The sequence below is a fragment of the Lentzea sp. NPDC003310 genome, assembly GCF_040610935.1.
GTDB lineage: Bacteria > Actinomycetota > Actinomycetes > Mycobacteriales > Pseudonocardiaceae > Lentzea.
This window is the reverse complement of the sequence record NZ_JBEXNC010000003.1, coordinates 398,679-422,230: the sequence shown is the minus strand read 5'-3', so window position 1 is coordinate 422,230 and position 23,552 is coordinate 398,679. Positions and strand designations below refer to the sequence as shown.

The following is a 23,552-nucleotide window of genomic DNA, read 5'->3' as shown; positions in this document are numbered from 1 at the left end:
GAGGACCGCGGTCACCGCGGGGATTCCCAACCCTTTGCCGAGCACCGAATCACCCGATCGAGATAGAGGCACGCGAAGCTGTTGTTACCGCTACTCAAGGGCTGCCAATGCGAGATTCCTGCCAGGTGGGTGCGAGGCGGATGATCTGGTGCGGCTGGGCGAGCCCGATGTTGGCTGCTCGGCATCCATTCGAACGATCTCCAGCAACTGCAAGGAAAACGCGATGCCGAAACGGGACTCCACGGCGCAGGGCCGCGAGTTTGGATACAGCCTGCGTGGCGCTGTTCGGCGCCTCGGCCTCACATCGCGTGAACTCGCCGACAAGGCCGGGTGGGACGAGGCCAAGTTCTCGGACGTCATCAACGGCAAGGGCGGTGCCACGGAAGTCGAGCTGGGCGTGCTGTTCGGCTTCTGCGGCTTTGGCCCTGACGAACGCAAACACCTGTTCCGTCTCGCGAACACCCTCAAGTGCACGAGCTGGTTGCAGAGCCACGACGGCCCGCCGATCCGCCTGCGCACCCTCGAAGAGAACCTCGTTCTGGCGAAGGAGCTCATCGTTTGGCAGGCGGACGGCGTGCCGGACCTGTTGCAGAGCCCGGCTTACATGCGAGCCGTGATCGAGGCCTCGCTCCACGAGTCTTCTGAAGACGACGACCCGGAACAGCGCGTCGCGGGCCGGCTGGAGTTGCAGCGGCTGCAACGTGAGAGGTACCAGCTGACCTGCACGTTCTATGTTCACGAGTTCGCACTCCGCCTGCCTGTTGGTGGACCCGAGGTGCATGCGGAGCAACTGCATGAGCTGTTGCGGTTGTCGGTGCGGAAGACGATCAACATCCGAGTCGTCCTCGCCGATGCGGGTGCGCACGCGGGCATGAGGGGCCCGTTCCTTCAGATGACCTTCCCCGCCTTCAGGCCCCTGATCTGCGTGCAGCAGGAGAACTCAACGCTCTTCCTTGAGGGCAAGGCGCAGGTCGACGGCTACAACAACATCATCAAGTCGCTCAGCAAGCACGCCTTGAGCGCGGAGGCGTCGAAGGCTTTGATCGCTCAACTCGCGAAGGAACTCACTGTTGGTGAGGGCGCCGACAGTGAGACCCAGTGCCAAGCTGATTGATGATCAACCCAACTAATTGATTCACTCAACTGAATGAACTGAGAGCCGCAGCGTCAGCTTCTTGGAGAAGCTCCAAGCGAAGCCCGGTTGGCGGAGTTAGCCTGCCTGAGCAGGCCAATCTTCGACCGGGGGGACGGAGCGATGGCGGCTGAATGGCTGTTGATCGAGACATTTGATGGGGTTCGGCAGGAGCCGACGGTGCTGGCTGTCGGGAACAACCCGAAGAACATGGTCTCCGTTCACTCAGTACTCGGGCGGGGGCCATTTCTTCCGGACGTGCTCGGCGCGATCGCGCGAGTGGTCATTGGCCGCGAGCCGGTCGAGGCGCGCACAACGACGGGCAAACGTCGCGTGATCGCGTACCCGCTGCTCGCCTACGGCGGTGAGCCTGTCCACGGCGTTCAACTGTGGGTGGGTCCGCTGGGCGAAGAGCCGCCGCCGCGGCCTGCCGCCGGCGCCTGGCACATCAACCTCGCGCAGCACGTCAGCAGCAGATCCGACGACCTGCTGCGGCTCTACGGGACGCGGGCAGACCGGTGGCGGAACGAGCACGACTTGGCCGAGCTCTTCGCCTACAAGCGGCTGCAGACCAACTCGGATGAGTCGAAGGCGCTCGCGCTCATCGTCAACGCGACCGCGGGTGCGGAGCACCTGGCCACCTGGACCGTGAACCGGGACGACGGGATCAGGCGCGCGGTGCGGTTTGCGTGCCGGTGCGTCGAGACCCAGACTCCGGGTGGTCGGAGCGAGCTCGTCGTTCGGGGGATCACCTACGACATCGGGCCAGCCGAGGCCGTGCCGGCTGCGCCGCCGCCCATGCCGGTCCTGCTCGCGCAACAGGTCCTCGCTGCCGAGGCGAGACCCGGACGCTGGCGCGCGATCGTCGACCTCCGCACGATGCGGCTCCTGAAGTGGGTCGACAACCCCATGCCCGGTGTCGCGTGGACGCTCGGCACGTCGCACCGACCCGGCATCCACCGCGAGGACCTGCGCACCGCGCTCGGCCTGTCCGACGAGCTGGCTTCGAGTGGCCGGGCCAGGGGAGTGCTGCGGCTTCGCGCAGCGGACGGGGGCTGGATGAAGGCGAACGTCTCGGCGGCGCTGATGGCGTTGGACCAGCACACCACCGCAGCGCTCGTCACCCTGACCTTGTCCGAACGTGGGAAGGTCGACTGAGTCTGCCGGCCACGGGAAGGTGCTGGATCTTGAGCTGCTTCGAGAACAAGGTCGCGGTGATCACCGGCGCCGGAGCGGGAATCGGTCGCGCTCTTGCAGTTGAACTTGCCCGACGTGGAGCGCGGCTCTCGCTACTCGATCGCGATTCCGCTGGACTGGAGGAGACGACCCGCCGTTGCGAGGCGATCGGGGCCCGAGCGTTCGCTCAGGTCGTTGACGTGACCGACTGGGAAGGGCTGCGGGCAGCGGCGGAGGTGGCTGATTCGGAGCTCGGCGGTGTGGACGCCGTGTTCGCGGCTGCCGGGATCATCCACCGGGGCAGCCTGCTCGACTCCGACGTCGCCGACATCGAGCGCGTCATGGCGGTGAACTGGCAGGGGCTGATGTACACCGTCAAGGCGCACCTCCCGTTCGTCGTCAGGTCCAGGGGTGGTCGCGTCGTCACGTTTTCGAGTGCGTTCGGTCTCGTGGCGACCTCGAAGTACACCGCGTACAACTCGTCGAAGTTCGCGGTCCGCGGATTCAGCGAGTCGTTGCGCCAGGAGCTCGCTGACGCCCGTAGCGGGGTTTCGGTGACATGCGTGTTTCCCGGTGGTGTGCGGACCTCGATCGTCCGCAACGGAACCTTCGCGGCCGCGGAGAACCGGGAGGCCGTTGTCAGGGGCTTCGAGAAGAAGGTTGCCCGCACTGATCCTGAAGAAGCGGCACTGATCGTCCTAAGTGGAGCTGAACGTCGCCGCGCGCGAGTCTTTGTGGGGGCGGACGCTCGCATGGTGGCTGTCCTCGCTCGCCTTGCCGGTGGCCACTACCAAGATCTGATGCCGTTCGCGGAACGGTTGCTCGGGCGCCGCCGCGGTCGGTGACGAGCCGGTTCGGCGATACCGGTTGACGTGATCGCCGTCACTGCATACTCTAGGCCAATCGGACTATTCCGATTGGGTTGGCTTTGTCGCTATCGAGCTGATCCCTGAAACGCAGACCTGAGGCAGCCCTGGGCTGGCCTCGAACGCGATCGGGGATCACCATGTCTCGGCGACCATCCGCCATCAACAACCACCTTCCGCTGCGTCGCAACGCTTTGTCTCGCCCGTCGGCGTTGATCATCCCCTTCGGACTCTCAACTGGAGGGCTTGATGTTCGCGGTGTCCTACGGCCTGCTCGGCTTGGTCTCGGGGCCGCTGGTGGTGCTCACCGCCTTCTCGATCACGCGGCGCGAGCCGATCCCCTGGAAGCCCGCGAACACCACTTCACTTGCGGCGAGCGTGTTTCTGGGTTCCTCGCTGACGTACGTGGTGCTGGTGGCGCCGCAGGCCGCTGGACTGTTGGCCTGGTTGCTGATCGTGGGAACGGTGCTTGCCCTGGTCGACTGGACGTGCCACCTGTTGCCGCACAAGGTCGTCGGCGCGCTGTTCCTCGGTGGCTTGGCGTTGATCAGCGCCGAGGCCTTCGTGCTGCGCGACTTCGGGCCGCTGCTCCGAGCAGGAGTTGCCAGCGTTGTCGTGTTCGTAGCGGGAGTGCTTCTCTACCAGCGGTTTGCCGCCGAGCTCGGGTTCGGCGACGTCACGCTCGCCGCGGCTTTGGCGCTGTACCTGGGTCGGTTCGGCTGGGAATGTGTCGTCTTAGGACTGACGGCGGGCTTGCTGCTGATCTGGATCGTCATACAGACGTTGCTCATCGCGAAGCGAGTCGGCCGTCACGATCCGGTCGCGCTCGGGCCGGCGTTCCTCAGCGGGACCGCCTACGTGATCTTGCAGGCCTGATGGGGGAGGCGTGATGTGCCTGCCGCTCCCGGAACCTGATCCCGTCATCGCCTACGAGGCGCCACGAGCACTTCATCGCGCCTGCGCGACGTTCGTGTTCATCGTGCTGCTCGGGCATGCCGAAGAACTTCGTCCGGAGATCACTTTCACTCCGGGCACCCGAGTCGAGGTGGTCTCTGTGCCCCCAAGCGAGGCCGCCTCGACGCCAACTTCCACCGTGCCGACCTGGAGGCCGCGATGAAGAAGACCACGTTGTTCCCTCTTGTCGGCGTACTGGTGGCGGTGAGCGCATGCGATCGAGGACCTGTTCCGTCCGCGCTGCCGACCACGACGACGTCTGCTGCGCATCCTGCCGAGCTGGCCCGTACGAGCGCGGTCGGTGCCTACACGGGGATGTGGGAGGCCTTCGCCGACGCAGGCGTCACGTCAGACCCGGACTCGCAGCAGCTCGGCCAGCACGCGGTCGGTATCGCATTGGACAAGCTGAAACGCAGCCTGCGGTCGGACCGGGACAAGGGGCTGGTCAGCAGAGGGAAGCCGGTCCTCGATCCGAAGGCATCGGACGTGAAGCCGGCTGACGCCCCGACGAGGGTCGAGGTCACCGACTGCGGCGACTCGACGAACTGGCTGAAGTACCGCAAGGACACCAACCTGCTGGCCGACGACGTGCCGGGCGGCCGGCGGCTCATCGAGGCCGCGGTCGACAAGCAGCCGGACAGCACATGGAAGGTCTCGGACTGGGCAGTTCACGAGATCGGGAGCTGTTGAGCGATGCGACGACCACTTCTTCTCGCAGCAACGCTTCTTCTCTTCGCGCCGCCGCCTGCGGCTGCGGACGATGCCTGGGGCACAGCCGTCTGCGCTCAGAATCCCTCGCCCTGGTGCCAGGTTTCGGCCGGGAGACGCCCGGACGGTTCGACGAGTCAGGGTCAGCGCCCGGTGGGCGATCAGGAGCAGGACGGCGGCGAGGAGCAGCTGCTCGGCTGCCGGTATGTACCCGCTGGACCAAAACCCGGTCAGGAGACGCCGAAGGAACCCGGCGGGTGGTTCATGCTCTTGTGCTCACCGGACGGGAAAGACCCGAACTCCCGCGGTCCGATCTGGGTTCCGGCAGGAGCCGACGCCCCGACGCCCAGCCCGGAGCAGGTCGCGGAGATGGCGGCCAAGCGGTTGCGCCTGCCCACGCCGAAGATCCGCGCGAACCCGGCTGGAGAGCAACTGGTCAACCTGCCCACGTGGATGTGGGTGGACCGCGACAGCTGGGGTGACATCTCGGCTACGGCGTCCGTGCCGGGCGTGTCGGTGACGGCCATCGCGAGGCCTCAGACGGCCACCTGGTCGATGGGCGACGGGAACTCGGTGACCTGCACCGGTTCCGGTACGCCGTTTCCCGCCGGTGGTGACCCGAAGGGCGCCTCATCCGACTGCGGGCACACGTACAGGACCTCATCAGCTGGGCGGCCGTCGCAGGCCTTCCTGGTGAGCGTCAAGGTGCAATGGGCCGTGACGTGGTCCGGCGCCGGACAGAGCGGGACGTTCCCGAACCTGTCGACCACCGCCTCGGCCTCGTTCCGCGTGGCCGAGAGCCAAGGGATCACCACCGGCTGATCCCTTCACGTTCCACCTCGCCACATCCGCTAGTCCAAGGCACGTCGAACAGCTGAACCGACGTGTCGCGATGGAGCCATGCCCAAAGGGGGCCCGCAATGACCGCGACCACCACCAAACAGCCGTCTCAACCCTCGACGTGGGGTACACGCGACGGCAATCCGCCGAAGCGATGGATCGGCCGCCGACGTCGGATTCCGCATCTGGTGCTGGGGCTCGCGTTGATCCCCGCCTGTGGCTTCGGCGGAGCGATCCTCGCAACCGAGCTGGGGGAAAGGGAGAACGTGCTGGCCCTGGCCCGACCCGTTGCAGCCGGCCAAGTCCTGGTTGCACAGGACCTCCGGCCGATCGCCATCGCGGTCGACGTGGGGACGGACGTCGTCGTTGCTTCAGCCGCACCAACCACCGTGGGGCAGCCGTTCGCCTACAGCCTGCCGGAAGGGACGCTCGTGACGCGGTCGATGCTCGGCGAGCCCCAGGTTCCCGAGCAGGGCAAGGCGATCGCCGCGGTCGGCCTCAAGCCTGGGCAGTTTCCTCCAGACCTGGCAGCAGGCACGACCGTTGCCGTTCTGCTGGCACCAGGGCAAGGGACACCTGACGTCACGACGAAGTCCTGGACCGCGGTGGTGCTCGGCGTCTCGGTCCGTGAGAACGAGCAGACCACCGTCGTCTCACTGCGAATGTCCGAATCGGACGGTCGTGCGCTCCTTCAGGCACCGGCCGGACAGGTGAGCCTGCTCGCTATCGCAGGAGGAAACCGCTGATGCTCATCGCAATCTGCTCCTTGAAGTCCTCTCCTGGCGCGACCACCCTCGCCGTTGCGCTCGGCGCCCGTTGGCCCGGCCCCGAGATCCCGATCGTCGTCGAGGCCGACCCAGCGGGAGGGGATCTGCTCCCCAGGTTCCGGCTGAGCCCCGATCCGACCCTGGTCAGCCTGGCCGCATCGACTCGAACCCGCGACAAGATCGACCCTGACCAGCTCGTCCAGCACACCCAGTTCCTTCCCGGCGGACTTCGAGTGGTTCCTGGACCGGTCGGGGCAGAGCAAGCCCGCGCGGCCCTGAGCCTGTTGGCCACCGGCTCGTCGTCGCCGTTGCGGCTCGCCGGAGACCGAGCGGATACCGCCGTGATCGCCGACTGCGGGCGCGTGGATCCGGCTTCGCCGTCCTTGCCGATCATTCGCAGTGCTGACGCGATGCTGCTTGTCGTTCGTCCGCACGAGGACGAACTCGCCCGTGCCGCATTGAAGCTCCAGGCCGCTCAGCAGTGGTCACCGCGGCCCTGCCTGGTCCTGGTCGGCCGAGGCCTCAGCGCAAGCCAGGTGCTCCAAGAGCTGCGCGTCCCAGTGATGGCGCACATCCCGCACGACGTGAAGGGCGCGGAAGCTCTGTGCGGTCAGGGAAACGGCAGGAACGGACCGAAGAATTCCGCTATCGGCAGAGCAGCGCTCAAGCTCGCGCTGAACCTGCACACGCACCTGAACATCTCAGTGCCGCAGCCGCGAGATCCCGCCCACCACTTGACCCCGGCCGGGCCTCGCCGAGACGGAGTCCTGTCATGACCTCGACGAGCCTCAACGGCACCAGCTTGGCCGCGCAGCGACTGCGCGGCCACCTGCGCAGCACGCTCACCGAGCAACTCGGCCAACGAGTCAGCGGCGACGAAGCGGCTGGGCGACCGCCGATGGACGCGCAGGACCGTCGGCGGTTTGCGGAAGCGATCCTCACCGACGCTGCTGAGGCCCACGCCCGTGCGGAGATCCACAACACCGCGGCCGGCGGAATGCTGGTCTCACCGGACGTCGAGCTCCGCCTGATCAAACAGGTCCTGGACGAGATCTTCGGCCTGGCAGGTCTGGAACCACTGCTCGCCGACCACGAGATCGAGAACATCAACATCAACGGCGAGCGCGTCTTCGTCAGGTGCGCCGATGGCACCCGCAAGCGCTTGCCGCCGGTGGTCGGCTCGGACACCGAGCTGATCGAGCTCATCCGCGACCTGGCGACCCGGTCCGGTGTGGAGGAACGCAGGTTCGACCGCGGCTCGCCGATCGTGAACTTCCAGCTGCCCGGCGGCGAGCGGGTCTCCGCGGTCATGGCCGTCACCGCACGCCCGTCGGTCTCGATCCGCCGCCACCGCTTCGCCAAGGTGGACCTCGCACAGCTGCGCGAGCTCGGAACCATCGACCTGGCGCTGGAGAGCTTCCTGGCCGCCCTCGTGCGGGCCCGCCGCAACGTCCTGGTCACCGGCGGCACGTCGATCGGCAAGACCACGATGCTCCGCGGCCTGGCCTCGGCCATTCCACCGTGGGAACGGCTCGTCACGGTCGAGGACGTCTTCGAACTCGGCCTCGGCGAGGACCCGGACCTCCATCCAGACGTCGTGTCGTTGCAGGCCCGCGAACCGAACATCGAGGGCCAAGGCGGCATCTCGATGTCCGACCTCGTGTGGCAGTCGCTGAGGATGAGCCCGGATCGCGTGATCGTCGGAGAGGTCCGCGGTCCAGAGGTCATCCCGCTGACCAACGCGATGTCCATGGGCAACGACGGCTCGATGGGCACGCTTCACTCCAGCTCCAGCCAGGGCGCGTTCACGAAGCTCGCCGCCTACGCAGTTCAGGGACCCGAGCGGCTGCCGATCGAGGCGACCAACCTCCTCGTCGCCTCGGCGCTGCACTTCGTCGTCCACCTCGACAAGCCTCGCGGCGACGAGGGCAAGCGTGTCGTGTCGTCCGTGCGAGAGGTGGTCGGAGCCGAAGGCTCCCTGATCATCAGCAACGAGTGCTGGCGCCCAGGACCGGATCGGCGCGCGGTCCCGGCCGCGCCGTTGCGAACCGACACCGTCGAACTGCTCGTCGAGGCCGGCTACGACCTCGAGCTCTGCGACCGGCGTGACGGCTGGTGGACGCCATGACCACGACCACGCTTCTCCTTGCCCTGTTGGCAGCTGGCGCGGCTGCTGGTGTCCTGCTCGTCGTCATCGGCCTGCGCGGCCGGCTTGAAGGCGAGGTCCGACCCGCCGGGCGCACGGTGCACTTCGATCAGACGATCGCCGGTCGCCTCGCCATCGCGCTGCTCGTCGGCACCGGAACGGGCATGTTCACCGGCTGGGTGGTGGGTGCGGTCCTGAGCGCGGCCGCGGTGCTCGGGCTTCCACGAATCCTCGCCTCGAACGCTGACCACCAACGGCAACTCGAACGAATCGAGGCGATCGCTGGCTGGACGGAGATGCTCCGCGACACGCTCATGGCCGCGGCCGGTCTGGAACAGGCGATCATCGCCACGGCGTCCACCTGCCCGGACCCGGTCCGTGACGAGATCACCGCGCTCGCGGTGAGGCTCGAACGCGGCGAGCGACTGGCATCTTGCCTCCGCGAACTCGCCGAGCAGCTGCGCGACCCGACCGCGGACCTGGTCATCTCCGCGCTCGTGCTGGCCTCCGACCACCAAGCCCGCCAGCTCGCAGACCTGCTCGGCGAGCTCGCGGTCGAGGCACGGGAGCAGGCGACGATGCGGATGCGCGTCGATGCCGGGCGCGCCCGCAGCAGGACCAGCGTGCGGGTCATCGTCGTCACGACGCTCGTGTTCGCCGCTGGCCTCGTGCTGTTCAACCGCGACTACCTCAGCCCGTTCGACTCCCCGGTCGGCCAGCTCGCGTTGCTGGTCGTCGGCGCGCTGTTCGCCACGGCTTTCGCGTGGATGGCCAAGATCTCGCGGTTCCGCGAGCCGGACCGGTTTCTCACGGAACTGGACGAGATCCGAAGGGCTGAATCCGGCAAGGGAGTGACGACATGATCAGCATGGCGCTCTGGGGAGCCGGAATCGGGATCGGACTGTGGGCGTTCGCGACGTACATCTTCCCACCGAGGCCGTCGCTACGAGCGCTGGTCGACCAGCTGCAGGCCGAGCCCACCGCCAAACCGATCCTCACCGCCGGCGCCAACGGCTGGGCTTCAGGCGTCGGCAAGCCGTTCGTGAACGCCCTGTCCTCGCTCGGACTGCCAGGCAAAGCGCTCCGAGATGACCTCGCGGTCGTGGGCAAGGCCGTTGACGACCACCTGGCCGAAAAGGCCGCCCTTGCGGTGATCGGAATCCTCCTGCCCCCGCTAGGACAGCTGGTGTTCGTGGTCGCTGGTGCAGGGCTCAGTTGGCAGATCCCTTTCCTGGCAAGCGTTTCGCTCGCGGTCGGGGGCTTCCTCCTTCCCGACGCCAACGCCCGTCGGGAAGCCAAGCAACGACGCTCGACGTTCCGGCACGCGTTGTCTGCCTACCTCAACCTGATCCGGGTCCTGCTGGCGGGCGGAGCAGGTGTCGACGGAGCGTTGAACGTGGCGGCTGCGGTCGGCAAGGGCTGGGCGTTCGAGCAGCTTCGTCGCGCCCTGATGACCGCCAGGCTCACCCGGAGTACGCCCTGGGCCGCCCTGCGCCAGCTCGGCACCGAGCTCGGCGTGCAGCCGCTCACCGAGCTCGCCGCTTCCGTGAGCCTCGCCGGCACCGAAGGAGCTCGCGTCCGCGCCAGCCTGGCGGCGAAAGCAGGAGCTCTCCGCACGAGAGAGCTCGCCCTCACCGAGGCCGAGGCACAGGCGGCCACCGAACGCATGAGCGTGCCGGTCGTCGTGCTGTGCGCAGGGTTCCTGATCTTCATCGGTTTCCCGGCACTGCTGAACGTCTTGGAAGGGCTCTAAACAGCCAGAACAGCAGATCAACGCAGGTAGGAGAGGTTCATGTTCATCGAGATCCAGATTCTCGTCCTCTACTTCGAAGCCGGTCTGGAGACGGCCCGCCGCGACGACCGTGGCTACTCGACCGAATTCGTCGTGACCACCGCACTGGTAGTGGCCGCGGCGATCGCGATCGTGGCGGTCATCGTCGCGAAGGCCATCCAGAAGGCGAACAGCATCGAGATGTAGGGGACGACGATGCTCAAACTCATCCAGCGCGCTCGCCTCGACCAACGAGGGAGTGGCACAGCCGAGTTCGCGATTACCGCACCGCTGTTGTTCCTGCTGTTCCTGATGATCGCGCAGTTCGCGCTGTACATGCACGCGGCCCACATCGCACAAGCCGCTGCGGCACAAGGCCTGTCCGCAACACGTGTCCTGACCGGGAGCGAAGGTGCTGGCACAGCGGCGGGCGAACGGACGCTCGAACAGTTCGGTAGCCGAACCCTGCGCGGCGCCACGGTTTCTGCACAACGCGGTCCAGCCCAAGCCACAGTCCAGATCCACGGGAAGGCGGTCAGTGTGGTTCCGTTCCTGTCCCTCGCGGTGCACGCCGAAGCCGTTGGCCCGGTCGAGAGGTTCACACCGGCGGTCTCGCCATGAACCCCTCGGTACGAGCGCGGCTTCGAGACGAACGAGGCTCTGCCGCAGCCGAACTGGCTCTGGGAGCACCACTCTTGGTTCTCCTGCTGCTGTTCGTGGTGTTCTGCGGTCGGCTGGCCACCACGCAGGTGCGGATCAGCGACGTCGCACACCAGGTCGTTCGAGCGGCAACAGCAGCTCGTACACCGGCCCAGGCCACCGCCGCTGCCCACCAGACCGCCGCCTCGGCGCTCGCGGCCGCCGGCGTCACCTGCCGGTCGCTGGCCGTCACGATCGACACCGCCGGACTTTGGCCCGGCTCCACGGTGACTGCGACCATCTCGTGCACCGTCGACCTCAGCGACCTGTCGGGGTTCGGACTACCCGGAAGCCGCACCCTCACCCGCACCTTCACCTCGGTCGTCGACACCTGGCGCGGAACGCCAGGAGGCGCGCCATGAGGACGTTCGAACGGCTACGCAGTGACCAGCGCGGCCAGGTCACCGCCTACGTGGTCACCGTCATGGTCGCCGTACTCGCGTTCGGCGGCCTTGTCCTCGACGGCGGACTCGCGCTCGCGGCGAAGGTCCGCGCGATGGGCCAGGCGCAGGAGGCTGCACGCGCCGGAGCACAGGAAATCGACCTGGCCGCCTACCGGGCTGACGGCACCCTCCGACTCCTGCCGATCCGAGCCACCGCTGCGGCCCACAACCACCTTGCCGCCTCACGTCACACCGGCTCGGTATCCGTCACCGACAACACCGTCTCCGTGACCGTGACGATCCACCAACGTCCACAGCTCCTCGGCCTCTTCGCCGTCGACACGATCACGGTCACCGGTCGCGGTGAAGCCCAACCACAACGCGGAATCTCTTAGCAGGAAGGAAAACCGGAGATGGCAACGACTGACGACATCGCCCGCCGCGTCCAGGAAGCCGACTCCGCTCGCAGCGCGAGGCGAACGAAAGCCGCCCTGCTCGTCGGCGAGCTCACGCACGAGCGCACCGTGGTGCTCCATCGGCTCGGTGAGATTGACCAGCAGATCGGCGACGTGATCGTGGAGCACAACGACGTGATCGCCGTCGAGGAGCTGGCCGCCTTCGTCGACACCTCTGCCACTGACCTCGAACAGATCGTCAGCGCCCGAAGGCCGAACCGCGGAAGGCGCAAGCGGCGAACAGCAGCTCCGTCCTCTTCAGACTCAACCGTGCCTGATCCCATTTCGCCGCAGGAAAACGATGCGCCATGAGCAGCGATACGGCGAGGGCTCTCAGGTCCGTAGTGCTGGCTTGTGCCCGCGCGGCGCGAGGACTGCTGGCACTCACGGCGTTGTCCGTGCTCGTGGTCGGCCTGCCATGGGCGCTGGTGCACTTCGTCAGCTGGCCATTGCCGGACCACGTCCCGACGTGGGACGAAGCCCAGGCGATCTTGCTCAACCCCATGAGCGGCCAGCTCTTCATCAACCTGCTCGCGATCGTCTGCTGGATCTCGTGGCTCGGCTTCGCCCTTGCTGTCCTCCGCTCGATCGTCGATGCTCTCCGCGGCATCACCTGGGAAGCAGCTCGGGCACGAGGACCGCTGCAAGCACTCGCCGGCACCCTCATCGGTGCCGTCGTGCTGACCCTCCTGACCAACCGCGCGCTGGCAACCACACCTGTTGCTGGGCCAGATGTGCGCTTTCACGAGCCGACGTCCGTCTCAGCGGTAGCACCTGCGGTGCCGGGCCTTGTGTTGCCCGTGCTGACCGAGTTGGTGGTCGACCGTGCGGCGCCTGCTCCGCCTGGACTCGTGCGCGTCGTTGACGAGATCCGCCTTCCGCACAACGGCATCTACGACAGCTTGTGGAGGGTCGCCGAACGCGTCTTCGGACCGGGTGGCGGTGACCGCTGGACTGAGCTCTTCCAGCTCAACCACGGGGTTGAACAGGCGGACGGGCACTTCCTCACCAATCCCGACCTGGTGCGACCGGGCTGGAAGATCGCCGCCTACGTGCCGGAGCCGATGGGAATCCAGCCACCGCAACTCCCACCGCCGGCCAGCACGGCACCGAGCACATCCGCTGAGCCTCCCCCGAGGGAGCAGGTTGCCGAGCCACGTGATGATCAAGCGGTGCCTGGGCTCGACTTGATGCCTGCCGTGTACGTGAGTGTCGGTCTGGCGGGGGCGATCTCGGCAGTGCTGGCGACGACGCAGATGCGTCGGCGACGGCAGTACCGGCTCGGCAGCGGTGACCGTGCGGACCTTCGCCGGCCGACAGCTCCGGTAGTCCGCGCGCTGCAAGCCGCCAGCCAGAACGATCAGGGTCAGCACGGCCAGTCGTACGGCGGCCCTCTTGTCGTGCCCGCGGCGGTCGGTTCGAAGTCAGGAGGCGAGTTCGCCGTGAACCTCGCCAGCACGCGCGGCATCGGGTTGGCCGGACCAGGCGCGACCGCGGCAGTTCGAGCGCTCCTCCTGTACATCCTGGCGAAGCAGCAGGGCCACGAGAACCTCCGTGTGCTGGTGCCCGCCCAAGACCTCCATCTGCTCTTCGAAGGACTTGGTGCTGAACGCCTCCCGAAAGCCGTGGAGGTCGCTACGTCGCTGGACGTCGCGCTCGATGAGATGGAGGCCTCCCTGCTCACTCGCGCACGTCGAGCAAGCGGAGGCCCGCGGACGCCGACGCCCGCCGTCGTCCTGGTCGCCTGCCCCGTCGCCTACGCCGAACGTCGGCTTCAGGCAGTGCTGGACAACGGATCCACCCTCGGTCTCGCCGGGATCCTCCTCGGCCGGTGGCGCCCAGGTGTGACGGTCGCGGTTCGAGCTGACGGGACGGTGAGCGCCACCAGTTCGGGCAACGGCGACGAGTTCGCCGGTGCGCGGTTGTTCCACTTGCCGGCCACGGATGCTGCTGACCTGCTCGAGGTTCTTCGAGAGGCCGAAGTCGACCTCGAAGTTGCGGCTGAGGCGAGTCTCGGCGATCAAGCCGACCTTGATCCGAGGCTCTCGGTTCCCGAGCCTCGCGCGTGCGTTGCCGCGGACCACATCACCGACGCCATGGCTTCCGCGCGACCTCGACTGTCGATGAAGGTGTTCGGTCGGTTCCGACTCGTGTTCGTGCAGGCGGACGCCAAGACCCGCGAGCTCACCAGCCTGCTCACACCGAAGCACCGTGAAGTCCTCGTCCACCTGGCACTGCATCCGGAAGGCGCGCGACGCGAAGCTCTGAACGAGGCGGTGTGGCCCGACAGCAGGCCGCCGCGCCCGTACAACTCGTTCCACAACGCGTTGTCCGTGCTCCGCCGCGTGCTCGCAGACGCGACGGATGGAGCGATGCTCGACCTCGTGCTGAACGACGGCCGCTACCGGCTCAACGACGAACTTGTGGAAGTGGACCTCTGGCAGTTCCGCCAAGCACTTCAGGGAAGACAGCTGCAGAGTGCCGTCGACCTCTACACGGGTGACCTCGCTGAAGACCTGTCGTCTCCGTGGCTCGAACCGCTTCGAGAGTCCGCGCGCCGCGATGTGCTGGACGCCCTTGGCGCTTTGATCGGTGAGCACGGCCACTCGGATCCCAAGACCGAACTCCTGCTGCTTGAACGGGCACGAGAGCTCGATCAGTACAACGAAGGTGTCTACCGCGACATCATGCGCACCCAAGCCCGTCTGGGGCAGCACAGCGCGGTACCCCGAACGCTAGCCCTGCTGACCGCCACGCTCAGCGAGCTCGACGAAGAACCCAGCGTCGACACGTGCAACCTCGCCGAACTTCTCCGGCAGCAGGCAAACGCGGTCGATCACGCCGCTGCGTCCTGAAGCGCAACTGCCCTCCGATTGTCCAGTTCTACCAACCACTTCTGCATTGGAGTAGTTCCTATGAACCGTCGACTCGCCAGCGTGCTCAGCGCCGCGGCCATGTTCGCCGCTGCAGCTGTCACCGCTCCTCAAGAGGCCGGTGCTGTTGCCAGCCTCATGCCGTCGCCCGGTTGCGGTTTCGTTCCGCTGCCCCAACCCGTCGGCGAACTCACGGCGCGCTACTTCCACTGCGATGACAGCTTTATCCTCATCAAGTTCCATTGGAGCGGAGGAAACACTGGAACGGCGTGTGTGGCGCCATGGCATCAGCACCCGTTCTACCGCTCCGACGGGCAAAGGGTGGTGAACGCCTACTATGTCAAGACGCCACCGAACGTCATTGGTCCCCCTGGTAGTCAGATGTGCTCGGTTTCGCAACCCCGAGTCTGATCGCGGTTCGAAATCGAACTTCGGCACCGTCGCCCGAGCTTCTTGTATGATGCGAGTGAACCGGACTGAGATTAGCTGGCCGCTTCGGGTTGTGAATGTTGTTGGTGTGTCGGTGGCCCTTTGCTTTTTTTATTTCCGTTCATAGGCGTGGCGCCTCCCGTGGCTCAGGTCATGGAGGCGCCACGCCTATGCGTGTGCCGGTGGGGCTTCCGCGGCACCTTCCCCTCCGGCTTCCCTTTAGGCGGGAAGCCTCGCTGGGTAGCGAGTTTGCTGGTCAAAGCCTGTGTCGGGGCTACCCGTGCAGCGCCCGACTCGGTGGTCGACAGGCGTTTGAACAGTCGATTTGATGGCCGCCGACCTTCGTGCCTCTGATCCCTTGGCTGCTTTGACTGCGACGGGAACCATCTCCTGGTACCCCAGTATCCGCATCCGAGAATTGATTTATTTCGCGCGCTCGCATTTTTTCGAAGTGTGCTCGCTGAATGATTGTGATCGGTTCGGATGATATCGCCAGCGGACGCGAGGGCCGTTTGGTGAAGTCGAAATTGGGGGCTGCAAAGTGTTGACCGTAGGTGTGTACTTCTACATGTCGACTCAACGACTAGAGGTCAACAGTCTGAGGCGAGAGGGTGAGGACCGGGGCGCGACGTCCCAGTGAGCCCTTTCGATTCGGTCAGCGCCTCCCTTGTTGGTGTCGATGGAAGCGATCAGTTTTGAGCATTTATTTGCGCTGCCCCTGAATCGCTACGTCATTCAGCCAATCTCTTGTCAAGTGGAGTGCTGCCATGACTATGACTCTGATCGATTGGTCTGCCCGCATTAGCGCGATGGCGGACGCTCTGTCGGTGCTGGACGGCGGGTTCTCCGTTGATCCCCGTGACGGCTCAGACGTTCGTTGCGGTTACGCGGTGGCAGCGCACCCAGAACATGAGCGTGTCTACGAACGTCGAATGACCAGCAGCGACATTCACGAGTACGTGTCGCGGTCGAAGAGTGCCCTCTCGCTGCCGGGCCGTGTCCTCGGCGGCTGGTGCGACCCCATGACCGGTCGCGTCTACCTGGACGTGTCGGTGGTGACGGCAGAGCTGTCCGAAGCGCTGACGCTCGCTGCGGAAACCGGCCAGCTCGCGATCTTCGATTTCGCTGCCATGACGTCGATTCCGGTTCCTGCCCCGTCCGTGGCGTGAATCCTGAGGACTCCGGGGGCTGAGCTGCCATGCCTGAAACCCATGCGCACCCGTGGTTCCGGGTGCATCCGGTAGGCCACCAGAACATCGTGTGGCACTGGAACCAGGCCACGCGTGACGAGATCGCACAGGGGATGCGCTGGTACTCCGACGCGCACCACGTGGCAACCGCGATCGCGGACGGCAACGCCCATCTCGGCGCCGGCATGCTCGCGATCTACTCGCCGCAACAAGGGTGGATCGGCAACGTTCTGAACGCTGCCCGTGTCCTGCGTGAAGGCAAGGGGATCGGTGGACCTGGCTGCGGGATGTTCGCCACGACCGGGCAGAAGCGCGCGGCGGATCGGCTTCTCGGCGGAGAGCGGTACGAGGACATCCTCAGCGGCCCGAAGATCCGCGATTTCGCCCACCTGATCGAGTTCGGCGGGGACCAGGACCCGAATCACCCGCGCGTGGTGATCGACCGCCACGCGTTGTCCGTGGCGCACGGCCGCGCGCTCACTTCCGCGGAGTACGAATCGGCGCCCGTGAACGGGTCACGCCGTAAAGACGGCTCGATCGCTCGCCGGCACTACGACCACGTGGTGAGCCTCTATCACCGCGCGGCGGAACGGCTGTCCGCACTTGCGGGTGAGCGCATCTCTGCCCACCAGGTGCAGGCCGTGACCTGGTTGGTCCGTCAACGGCTCAACCAGGAAGCGGAGCAGCGACGCGGCCCGAACCGGTTGGACAAGGGCCGCAACAACGCTCGTGCCAACTCTGAGCGCGCGTGGCACGAGTTCCGCACCACCTACCTGCCCGATCTGGCCACGTGCCCGGGAACGGGCTACCAGTCAGCCGCCTGAAAGAAGTTTCGCGATGGCCCGCAACAGTTCAGCTGCCCATGACGCCCTTCGTGCGGAACTTGAAAAGGAACGCGAGCGCGTCCGCGCCCTGGAGGTGGTGAACCGACTCCAGGCGGCCAGCCTCACGAGCTTGAGCGATCTCGCGGGGAACCTCCGTTGCCAGGTCGCAGATCTGCTTGACGACACGTTGAGCTCAAGTCCCGTGCCTGCCAAAGGGCTTCGCAACGTCATGGGACGCATGGGTGGTCTGGCGGACACGCTGAGTCGCGCGGCAGGCGGCTACTCCGGGGTCCAAACCACGGACATGATCTATCCGACCGTTGAGGAAGACCTTCGCGCGCACAGGTGGACCCCTCGTCCAGATCGGGGACTGGACGGCGTGTTGCCGCCAGTCTCAATCACCGAGCTGGCCGATCGACGTGGATATGCGCGCGGGTGGCATCGCGGCCCGCAGTGGATCACGTTGTGGTTCAGCAGTCCGAGCTCGTTCGCGTTCGCGGACAGCAGCGACCACGGCCGGCCCACCGACGTGGGCGCCATCCGCGCCCTGATCACCTCCCGTCGGCCGTTGAGTCCCGATGAACTCGCGAATTGGGCTGCTGCACAACAGGAATCGCACGCCGTGCCGTTTGACGCACCCTACGTTCGCGCGGTCCAACACCTAGGCCTCTGCTGGGGCGGCACGCTCGACAGCCACCGTTGCGACGAACACGGGCATCCCGCACCCGACGGGCTTGGTCACAGGTCAGTGTGGGCCTGCCCGAGTGACCCCGACTTCCGGCTCTGTGTCTGGGGCATCGGCGATGAGCCGGCGCACGTTACCTACTGGGCGGGGCCCGTCGTGGACATGGCTCATCTCGTTCAGATCACCGGCCACTGCCGCTGACCGAACTCGCAAACCCTCTTTGGCAAGCAGATCAATCGATACACCTATGTGGACGGAGACCGAAGTGAACGATCAGAGCAACTCCCAGGTATCGAACGGACATCGCGCGCCGCATCTCACGCCCGATGACACGTGGTGCATGTGGAGCGACTCGTGGGACATGAGCCGCTACTGGGCGACTGTCGCCCACGAGCGAACCGTCACGCGAGATGGCACTGACACCACCGCCGATGAGGTTCTCGATTGGAACGTCGAACTGATCGAGGACGAGTCTGGCGACCGCTTCTCGTTGGACCACAACATGATGCTCGCGACCATGTGCCGCATCGTGAGTGAACGCGATTCCGTCCGGCTGTCGAACAAGATCATCGACCAGATCGTCGATGTGCTGGAAGCCGATAGCCACGACGCCGCCACCGACGCGGTTTGTCAGCTCGACTGCGTCGGCTTCGACGCGATCGTCCAGCTCGCCACCCTCGGTGAAGTCGTCTACGGATGACAGAACCGACACGTCACTCATCAGGAGAGTTGATCATGTCGTCGCCCGACGTTCTTCGCGCCCGTTTGTTCCTTCTGCACGCAGTTGAGCCGCCTGCACCTGCCGTGCATCACTTCGTCGCCGTGCATGGCCCTGTGGACGCCGTTTCGCGCATCCGAAAGGGCGCCGCTCCCGCTGCTGTCCTCTCCGAGATCGTTCGGCAGGACCCACAGATTGAAGACGACTTGCGGGCCATCGATGATGGCACGGCCCGCCTGCTGGTCCCGGAAGACGAGGACTGGCCCCTGCGTCGGATGTCCGCTCTGGCCGGCCACGGTGTACCGCTGGCCCTTTGGTTGCGCGGCAACGCTTCGCTGACCGTGTTGACCGATACCGCCGTCACGATCACCGGTAGTCGTGCCTCTTCGGTCTACGGCAACACCATTGCCACACACTTCGGTGGCGGACTGGCTGATGCCGGCGTGGCCGTCATCAGCGGCGGGGGTCTTGGAGTAGACGAGGCCGCCCACCGTGGCGTGCTCGCGGCAGGCGGCCCGACGGTTGTGGTCCTGCCGTGCGGAGTGGATAGAACCTATCCGCACCAACACAGCCGCCTCTACGAGCAGGTTGTTGATCAAGGTGGCCTGTTGCTCAGCGAGTACCCGATCGGCGCGGTACCGACCCGGAGGCGTTTTCACGCGCGATGCCGCCTGCTGGCCGCCCTGACACCGGCGACCGTGATCGTTGAGGCTGGACGACGTAGTGGGGCGCTGACGGTCGCTGGTGTCGCCAAGGACCTGGGTAGGCGCGTGTACGGCGTTCCTGGGCCGATTCACTCCGCCGCCTCGACCGGGGTGAACGAGCTCCTTCGTCTCGGTGCCGCCTCGGTGGTGACGTCGCTCGACCAGGTCGACTACCGGGAGGGTCTGCGATGAGCAGCTCAGAGCCGTTCCGCGCGGCGCTCGCGGCGGTATCGCTCCCAGCTGACTGGCAGGTCGAGTTGGTGATCCGCCCGCGACGTCGCCGACTCTCACTTGAGGTCAAACCAGGCGGCGCGGTTCTCGTCCTGGTTCCGCCGAACACAGATCCGCGGTTGATCACCTGGTTCGTCACCTGCAAACGGCAGTGGCTCAACGAGAAGGTGAAGATCGCTACGCAGCTCGCGCCCGCCCATTCGATCAAGGAGTTCACCGACGGGGAGGAGTTCCACCTCTACGGGGCCAGCTACCGGCTGCAACTCATGGACCACGTGCCAGCGGGCGTGGATCAACTGCCTGCATTCGACCCGGTTGGGATCCTGTACGTGCGTCGGCAGTCGCCGGCGAGGATACGCCAGGCGATCATCGGCCTCTATCGCAAGATCGGGCTGGAGTGGCTGCAACAGCACGGGCGCCGGTACGAGCTGGACGGCCAGATCTCGGACCTGGCTTACGTCGTCCGCGACCTCGGGCGCCGTCACTGGGGCCTCTACTACGGCCCACCCAAGCACACAGTTGCCGCCCACTGGACCGCCTTCAGCCTGCCGGTGCGGCTTGTTGAGTACCTGCTGGCGCACGAGATGGCGCACGCCACCGGGCCGGCTGGACGCTCGCACGGTCCTGCCTGGCAGCGGCAGATGAACCGCTGGATGCCGGACTGGCGGCGGCGTCAGGCCGAACTCGCTGAGACCGGCCGACATGTCTGGCTGGGCGGTTGGAACCGACCGGCGTGAGCGCCTCCTGCTGTCGACCTGAGGTGTCGCGGTCCACACCGTGATACAACGGGCCTGTTCGGCTTGTGCCTCAAGCTCGGCGGCCGGAAGGGGCGGGACGTGGACAAGGAAGAGCACTTCGAGTTGCTCCGTGAGAGCGCGGCCGAGGTGCAGGAGCTGCAGGACCACCTCCAGATGATCCGCAAGCAAGAGGCCGAACTTCAGGCGGACCGGGTCGCCACGCTCGACAAGCTCAAGACAGCCCGCAAGGCGCGATTCGCGCGGATAACCGCGGCGGTCGAGGATCGAGTGCCGAAGGCTCAGGTCGCACGTGAGCTGAACATGGACCGGACTAACTTGTACAAGCTGCTGGACGGAAAAGAAGAGGCAGGCGACGCCTGAGCTGCGGACTTCCTTTCGTGTAGAAGGTTCGCCTGGCGCCCGCGGCGAGTAATCGGATGAGTCGATGGTGCTGACAGCAGTTCGTGGTTGAATTGGGTCGAGATCGAGCTCGTTGCAGTGTGCTGCTTTTGTCCTTACGAAACTGACTGTCACGGTTGTCTCAAGCAAACGCGATCGACCGATTTGTCGGCTGACGCAATTTTCGAGTTCGAATCCAAGATTGGGTTCGCCGCTAAAATTCAACCTATTAGTGTGGCGCGGCCGCTGCCTGCTGTCGGGTGCGTGAACGGGCGGATCTGCTGCGGGCTACCACATAAGTTTTAGACAAACCGAGCCAACCGCGAAGCACAAGATCCACAGCACTATCGGACCGGAGGCGCCTCTGAAGTTAAGGAAGTTCCCTATGCTAATCTCGATTTTGTCGTGCCGAGTTTCGAAAACAAAAACGACGATGTAGGAAAGGAGTGCCATCGCAGGTAGGCCGACGATTGCCGAAAAATGCTGCCGAAAAACGTCGATGACCCATGGTTGTGACTGCAGGGAAGCTGCAATGACGGGATACGACAGGATCGCAATCCATATGGATCCAATTAGTAGGCACATCCACGGCAAAGCGGACTTGAAGAATTCTGTCGGATGACGACGGGTGGCTGCCTCGGAAGGATGTGGTGCTGGAGGCATGAAGTAGCCGAAAAGTGTGCCCAAGAGTAAACTGAGCACTGCGATGGCAATCGACCATGTAAACATTCTTGCAAGCACCGCTTTCGGTGAGATTAGACGTGACTGCCAAGGGATGCCTTAGGCGTTCGCGGACGTCTGGCTGGCGGGCCTATCCGGGTGGGCTGTGGATGGTGCATCTCCCTGTGTGTGCATGGTCAAGACATGGTGCTCACGGCACTGCATCGCTGCAGCGGTCGTGAATGTCACAAACCGCCGACTTATTCCACGCGAGCCGGGTGTATCTAAAGTTTCTGGGCAGTTCGGCAGGCTGGTTGGCAACTGTCGGGCATGATGCGACTATGTAGCGAAACCAGCCCTTCGGATGAGCGGAGACCGATGAGTTCTCAATGGAGGACTAGCGCGGCGGAAACTGCTGTGATCATGGCCTCGTTGCGAGATCATCTGAATTATGAAATGGGACCGTATAGCGGACTGATCGGCTGGGCATTCGAGTACTTCTATTCGCGCCGAGATAGATTGTTTGATGGCCGAGCGCAGCCGGTGGCGGTGGTCAGTTTTGACGGCAAGGTTACTCCGGTTGGTCAATTTAGATCCGCTTTAGGAAGCGATTCAATCCGCCTGCTTTTGCCTGTTGAAATCAATGCGATGAACACCCATACGCGCGAGATCGATCATGGTGATATTGGATTGAGTGTGATAACGAGCGTGCCTCGACCGGGTAGCTCATTTGCTATTCCTCTAGTTATCGGTCGTGAGCAGCCTATTGAGCTGGAGCGAGGGTTGTATGCCACTGCGACGTTCGTCTGTCGAAGAGGCGATCTGTACTCGCGCAAGGATCCTGTCATAGGCGTATACGGCAGTAGAGTGCTCGTGACTGGCGCCGGGGAGATCGAAAGGCTGCAATACGTCTACCCGCGGGGGCGGCAGGACTGGCCGTCGGCCAATACTTTCGAGAGCAAGCCGGATTTTGTTTCCGAAAAATGCGACTTATGTCGGCATTATGTGCACTCAATCGATTGTCCGCTCCGGTTGAGGCAGATATATTGCGGTCGATGCTCGGAGGTTTTTGCTTCAGTTGAAGCGCATCGTCAACACCTCAAAAGTTCGCACGGTGGGTTTAAGTGGCTCCTGCGTCGATGGTCCTAGTGCGCTTGTTCGCTTTGCGGATGACAGCGGTGAATGTCCGCACTTCGGTATGAGCGCGGGTTGCGAATGGGACCTGCCTGCGATAGCTGAAGAGATGGTCATCTTGTGTTCATGTGTGCGCGGAAGCTGCAGCTACACCTGATGCCTAGGTCTGGAAGCGGCGAGATAGCCATCGCTGTCCCAGCGGTAGGGGCCGACTTGGACGTGTTGGCCGAAGGTCGGAGCGTGCACCATCTTTCCGGCACCGAGGTACAGGCCGACGTGGTGGACGTTGCTCGGCGTGCCGTAGAAGACCAGGTCTCCCGGCATGAGTGGTTGGCCTGCGGGCACCAGTGGACCGGCTTCGTACTCGGGTTGGGTCGTTCTAGGGATGACGATGCCTGCGGCCCGGTAGGCCGCCGTAACGAGACCTGAGCAGTCCCAGCCGGTCTCGCCGTTGCCACCCCAGACGTAGGGCTCGCCCAGCTGGGCGCAGGCGAAGGCGATTGCCTTGGCTGCAACAGGGTTGGGTGCCTGGATGTTGTTGCAGTCGCCGGTGCCGGTCATGGCGTCGCCGTACTTCATTGCCTGCGCGAGCACGTCGTTGACGTACCAGTCTGCGTTGTTGTAAGCCCAGAGCGCCTTGCGGATGTCCTTCTGGGCGCCGGAATCACAGAGGTAGTAGGCGGCGGCGTAGATCGCGTCGTGCTTGTTCCACGGTGACGGCGGCTTCTGGCCGCCTGGCGGAAGCGGGTGGCGCGCGATCACACCGTCGAACGTGGGCTGGAGGAACTGCATTGGTCCTCGTGCGCCAGCGTAGTTCTCGGTTCCGTTCGCGACGCCGGCCAGTGGGCTGCGGCCGTGATCGCTCTCGATCTTGCCGATCGCGGCGAGGATCGACCAGTCCAGACCGGGACAGGATGGGGCGGCCGCCTGGTAGAGCGCCAGGTAGTCGCCGGGGATGTCGGCGAGCGCTGCTGTGCTCGGCTGGGTGCTGCTGTTCCCGAAGAGACCTTTGACGATGGCCTGCGCGATGCCGCCGAGTGCGAGGGGCAGGGCGACGACTACCGCGGCCAC

27 protein-coding genes are annotated in these 23,552 nt (G+C 65.2%); 26 read left to right on the top strand and 1 reads right to left on the bottom strand.

From position 1 onward, the window contains the following. The first annotated feature begins 148 nt into the window (after positions 1 to 148). The 26 genes from ABZX02_RS07085 to ABZX02_RS06960 all read left to right on the top strand — a co-directional run bounded on the left by ABZX02_RS07085 (position 149) and on the right by ABZX02_RS06960 (position 22,496). The gene (locus ABZX02_RS07085; protein ID WP_355295658.1) at positions 149 to 1,114 is read left to right on the top strand and encodes a helix-turn-helix transcriptional regulator; all 966 of its coding nucleotides are present in this window, start codon (positions 149 to 151) and stop codon (positions 1,112 to 1,114) included. Between the two features lie 141 nt (positions 1,115 to 1,255). Continuing rightward, on the top strand, positions 1,256 to 2,290 hold the full coding sequence (locus ABZX02_RS07080; RefSeq protein ID WP_355295656.1) for a GAF domain-containing protein: 1,035 nt from the start codon (positions 1,256 to 1,258) through the stop codon (positions 2,288 to 2,290). Between the two features lie 29 nt (positions 2,291 to 2,319). Continuing rightward, entirely contained in the window at positions 2,320 to 3,153 is an 834-nt protein-coding gene (locus ABZX02_RS07075; protein WP_355295654.1) for an SDR family NAD(P)-dependent oxidoreductase, read from the top strand. 270 nt (positions 3,154 to 3,423) lie between these two features. Further along, positions 3,424 to 4,050 carry a hypothetical protein gene (locus ABZX02_RS07070; protein WP_355295652.1) on the top strand — a complete coding sequence of 209 codons (627 nt, stop codon included), beginning with the start codon at positions 3,424 to 3,426 and terminating at the stop codon, positions 4,048 to 4,050. A 237-nt stretch (positions 4,051 to 4,287) separates the two neighbouring features. Continuing rightward, positions 4,288 to 4,818 (top strand): hypothetical protein, encoded by a 531-nt coding sequence (locus ABZX02_RS07065; protein ID WP_355295650.1) that lies wholly within the window; start codon positions 4,288 to 4,290, stop codon positions 4,816 to 4,818. 171 nt (positions 4,819 to 4,989) lie between these two features. Next, the gene (locus tag ABZX02_RS07060) at positions 4,990 to 5,658 is read left to right on the top strand and encodes a hypothetical protein (protein WP_355295649.1); all 669 of its coding nucleotides are present in this window, start codon (positions 4,990 to 4,992) and stop codon (positions 5,656 to 5,658) included. A 98-nt stretch (positions 5,659 to 5,756) separates the two neighbouring features. Next, positions 5,757 to 6,422, top strand: coding sequence for an SAF domain-containing protein (locus ABZX02_RS07055; protein ID WP_355295648.1), 666 nt, complete (start codon positions 5,757 to 5,759; stop codon positions 6,420 to 6,422). Then, positions 6,422 to 7,219 carry a chromosome partitioning protein gene (locus ABZX02_RS07050; protein WP_355295647.1) on the top strand — a complete coding sequence of 266 codons (798 nt, stop codon included), beginning with the start codon at positions 6,422 to 6,424 and terminating at the stop codon, positions 7,217 to 7,219. The genes ABZX02_RS07055 and ABZX02_RS07050 overlap by 1 nt, the downstream gene beginning before the upstream one ends. After that, positions 7,216 to 8,571: an ATPase, T2SS/T4P/T4SS family gene (locus tag ABZX02_RS07045; RefSeq protein WP_355295645.1), complete on the top strand. Its 1,356-nt coding sequence runs from the start codon at positions 7,216 to 7,218 to the stop codon at positions 8,569 to 8,571. The genes ABZX02_RS07050 and ABZX02_RS07045 overlap by 4 nt, the downstream gene beginning before the upstream one ends. Continuing rightward, positions 8,568 to 9,452 (top strand): type II secretion system F family protein, encoded by an 885-nt coding sequence (locus ABZX02_RS07040; RefSeq protein WP_355295643.1) that lies wholly within the window; start codon positions 8,568 to 8,570, stop codon positions 9,450 to 9,452. Before ABZX02_RS07045 ends, ABZX02_RS07040 begins: the two co-directional genes overlap by 4 nt. Then, positions 9,449 to 10,342: a type II secretion system F family protein gene (locus ABZX02_RS07035; protein ID WP_355295642.1), complete on the top strand. Its 894-nt coding sequence runs from the start codon at positions 9,449 to 9,451 to the stop codon at positions 10,340 to 10,342. The genes ABZX02_RS07040 and ABZX02_RS07035 overlap by 4 nt, the downstream gene beginning before the upstream one ends. Before the next feature lie 39 nt (positions 10,343 to 10,381). Then, a complete protein-coding gene (locus ABZX02_RS07030; protein ID WP_355295640.1) occupies positions 10,382 to 10,567 on the top strand; it encodes a hypothetical protein in 186 nt (61 codons plus the stop codon). 9 nt (positions 10,568 to 10,576) lie between these two features. Next, on the top strand, positions 10,577 to 10,981 hold the full coding sequence (locus ABZX02_RS07025; protein ID WP_355295638.1) for a TadE family protein: 405 nt from the start codon (positions 10,577 to 10,579) through the stop codon (positions 10,979 to 10,981). Then, the gene (locus ABZX02_RS07020; RefSeq protein ID WP_355295636.1) at positions 10,978 to 11,421 is read left to right on the top strand and encodes a TadE/TadG family type IV pilus assembly protein; all 444 of its coding nucleotides are present in this window, start codon (positions 10,978 to 10,980) and stop codon (positions 11,419 to 11,421) included. The genes ABZX02_RS07025 and ABZX02_RS07020 overlap by 4 nt, the downstream gene beginning before the upstream one ends. Continuing rightward, a complete protein-coding gene (locus ABZX02_RS07015; RefSeq protein ID WP_355295634.1) occupies positions 11,418 to 11,837 on the top strand; it encodes a pilus assembly protein TadG-related protein in 420 nt (139 codons plus the stop codon). The genes ABZX02_RS07020 and ABZX02_RS07015 overlap by 4 nt, the downstream gene beginning before the upstream one ends. A gap of 18 nt (positions 11,838 to 11,855) precedes the next feature. Further along, entirely contained in the window at positions 11,856 to 12,209 is a 354-nt protein-coding gene (locus tag ABZX02_RS07010) for a hypothetical protein (protein ID WP_355295632.1), read from the top strand. Next, a complete protein-coding gene (locus ABZX02_RS07005) occupies positions 12,206 to 14,752 on the top strand; it encodes a BTAD domain-containing putative transcriptional regulator (protein WP_355295631.1) in 2,547 nt (848 codons plus the stop codon). The genes ABZX02_RS07010 and ABZX02_RS07005 overlap by 4 nt, the downstream gene beginning before the upstream one ends. A gap of 60 nt (positions 14,753 to 14,812) precedes the next feature. Continuing rightward, complete coding sequence (locus ABZX02_RS07000; RefSeq protein WP_355295629.1) at positions 14,813 to 15,181, top strand: DUF6355 family natural product biosynthesis protein; 369 nt, start codon at positions 14,813 to 14,815, stop codon at positions 15,179 to 15,181. 785 nt (positions 15,182 to 15,966) lie between these two features. Next, positions 15,967 to 16,368 (top strand): hypothetical protein, encoded by a 402-nt coding sequence (locus ABZX02_RS06995; RefSeq protein WP_355295627.1) that lies wholly within the window; start codon positions 15,967 to 15,969, stop codon positions 16,366 to 16,368. A gap of 89 nt (positions 16,369 to 16,457) precedes the next feature. Further along, on the top strand, positions 16,458 to 17,213 hold the full coding sequence (locus ABZX02_RS06990) for a hypothetical protein (protein ID WP_355295625.1): 756 nt from the start codon (positions 16,458 to 16,460) through the stop codon (positions 17,211 to 17,213). A 13-nt stretch (positions 17,214 to 17,226) separates the two neighbouring features. After that, positions 17,227 to 18,099, top strand: coding sequence for a hypothetical protein (locus tag ABZX02_RS06985; protein ID WP_355295624.1), 873 nt, complete (start codon positions 17,227 to 17,229; stop codon positions 18,097 to 18,099). Between the two features lie 64 nt (positions 18,100 to 18,163). After that, on the top strand, positions 18,164 to 18,598 hold the full coding sequence (locus ABZX02_RS06980) for a hypothetical protein (RefSeq protein ID WP_355295622.1): 435 nt from the start codon (positions 18,164 to 18,166) through the stop codon (positions 18,596 to 18,598). Between the two features lie 35 nt (positions 18,599 to 18,633). Then, a complete protein-coding gene (locus ABZX02_RS06975) occupies positions 18,634 to 19,512 on the top strand; it encodes a DNA-processing protein DprA (protein ID WP_355295620.1) in 879 nt (292 codons plus the stop codon). Further along, positions 19,509 to 20,288, top strand: coding sequence for a YgjP-like metallopeptidase domain-containing protein (locus ABZX02_RS06970; RefSeq protein ID WP_355295618.1), 780 nt, complete (start codon positions 19,509 to 19,511; stop codon positions 20,286 to 20,288). Before ABZX02_RS06975 ends, ABZX02_RS06970 begins: the two co-directional genes overlap by 4 nt. A gap of 99 nt (positions 20,289 to 20,387) precedes the next feature. Next, positions 20,388 to 20,669, top strand: coding sequence for a hypothetical protein (locus ABZX02_RS06965; protein WP_355295616.1), 282 nt, complete (start codon positions 20,388 to 20,390; stop codon positions 20,667 to 20,669). A 1,095-nt stretch (positions 20,670 to 21,764) separates the two neighbouring features. Further along, positions 21,765 to 22,496 (top strand): hypothetical protein, encoded by a 732-nt coding sequence (locus ABZX02_RS06960; protein WP_355295615.1) that lies wholly within the window; start codon positions 21,765 to 21,767, stop codon positions 22,494 to 22,496. A gap of 132 nt (positions 22,497 to 22,628) precedes the next feature. Here the strand turns inward: ABZX02_RS06960 and ABZX02_RS06955 are convergent, their stop codons facing one another. Further along, a complete protein-coding gene (locus ABZX02_RS06955; protein WP_355295835.1) occupies positions 22,629 to 23,531 on the bottom strand; it encodes a bifunctional lytic transglycosylase/C40 family peptidase in 903 nt (300 codons plus the stop codon). Positions 23,532 to 23,552 lie beyond the last annotated feature (21 nt).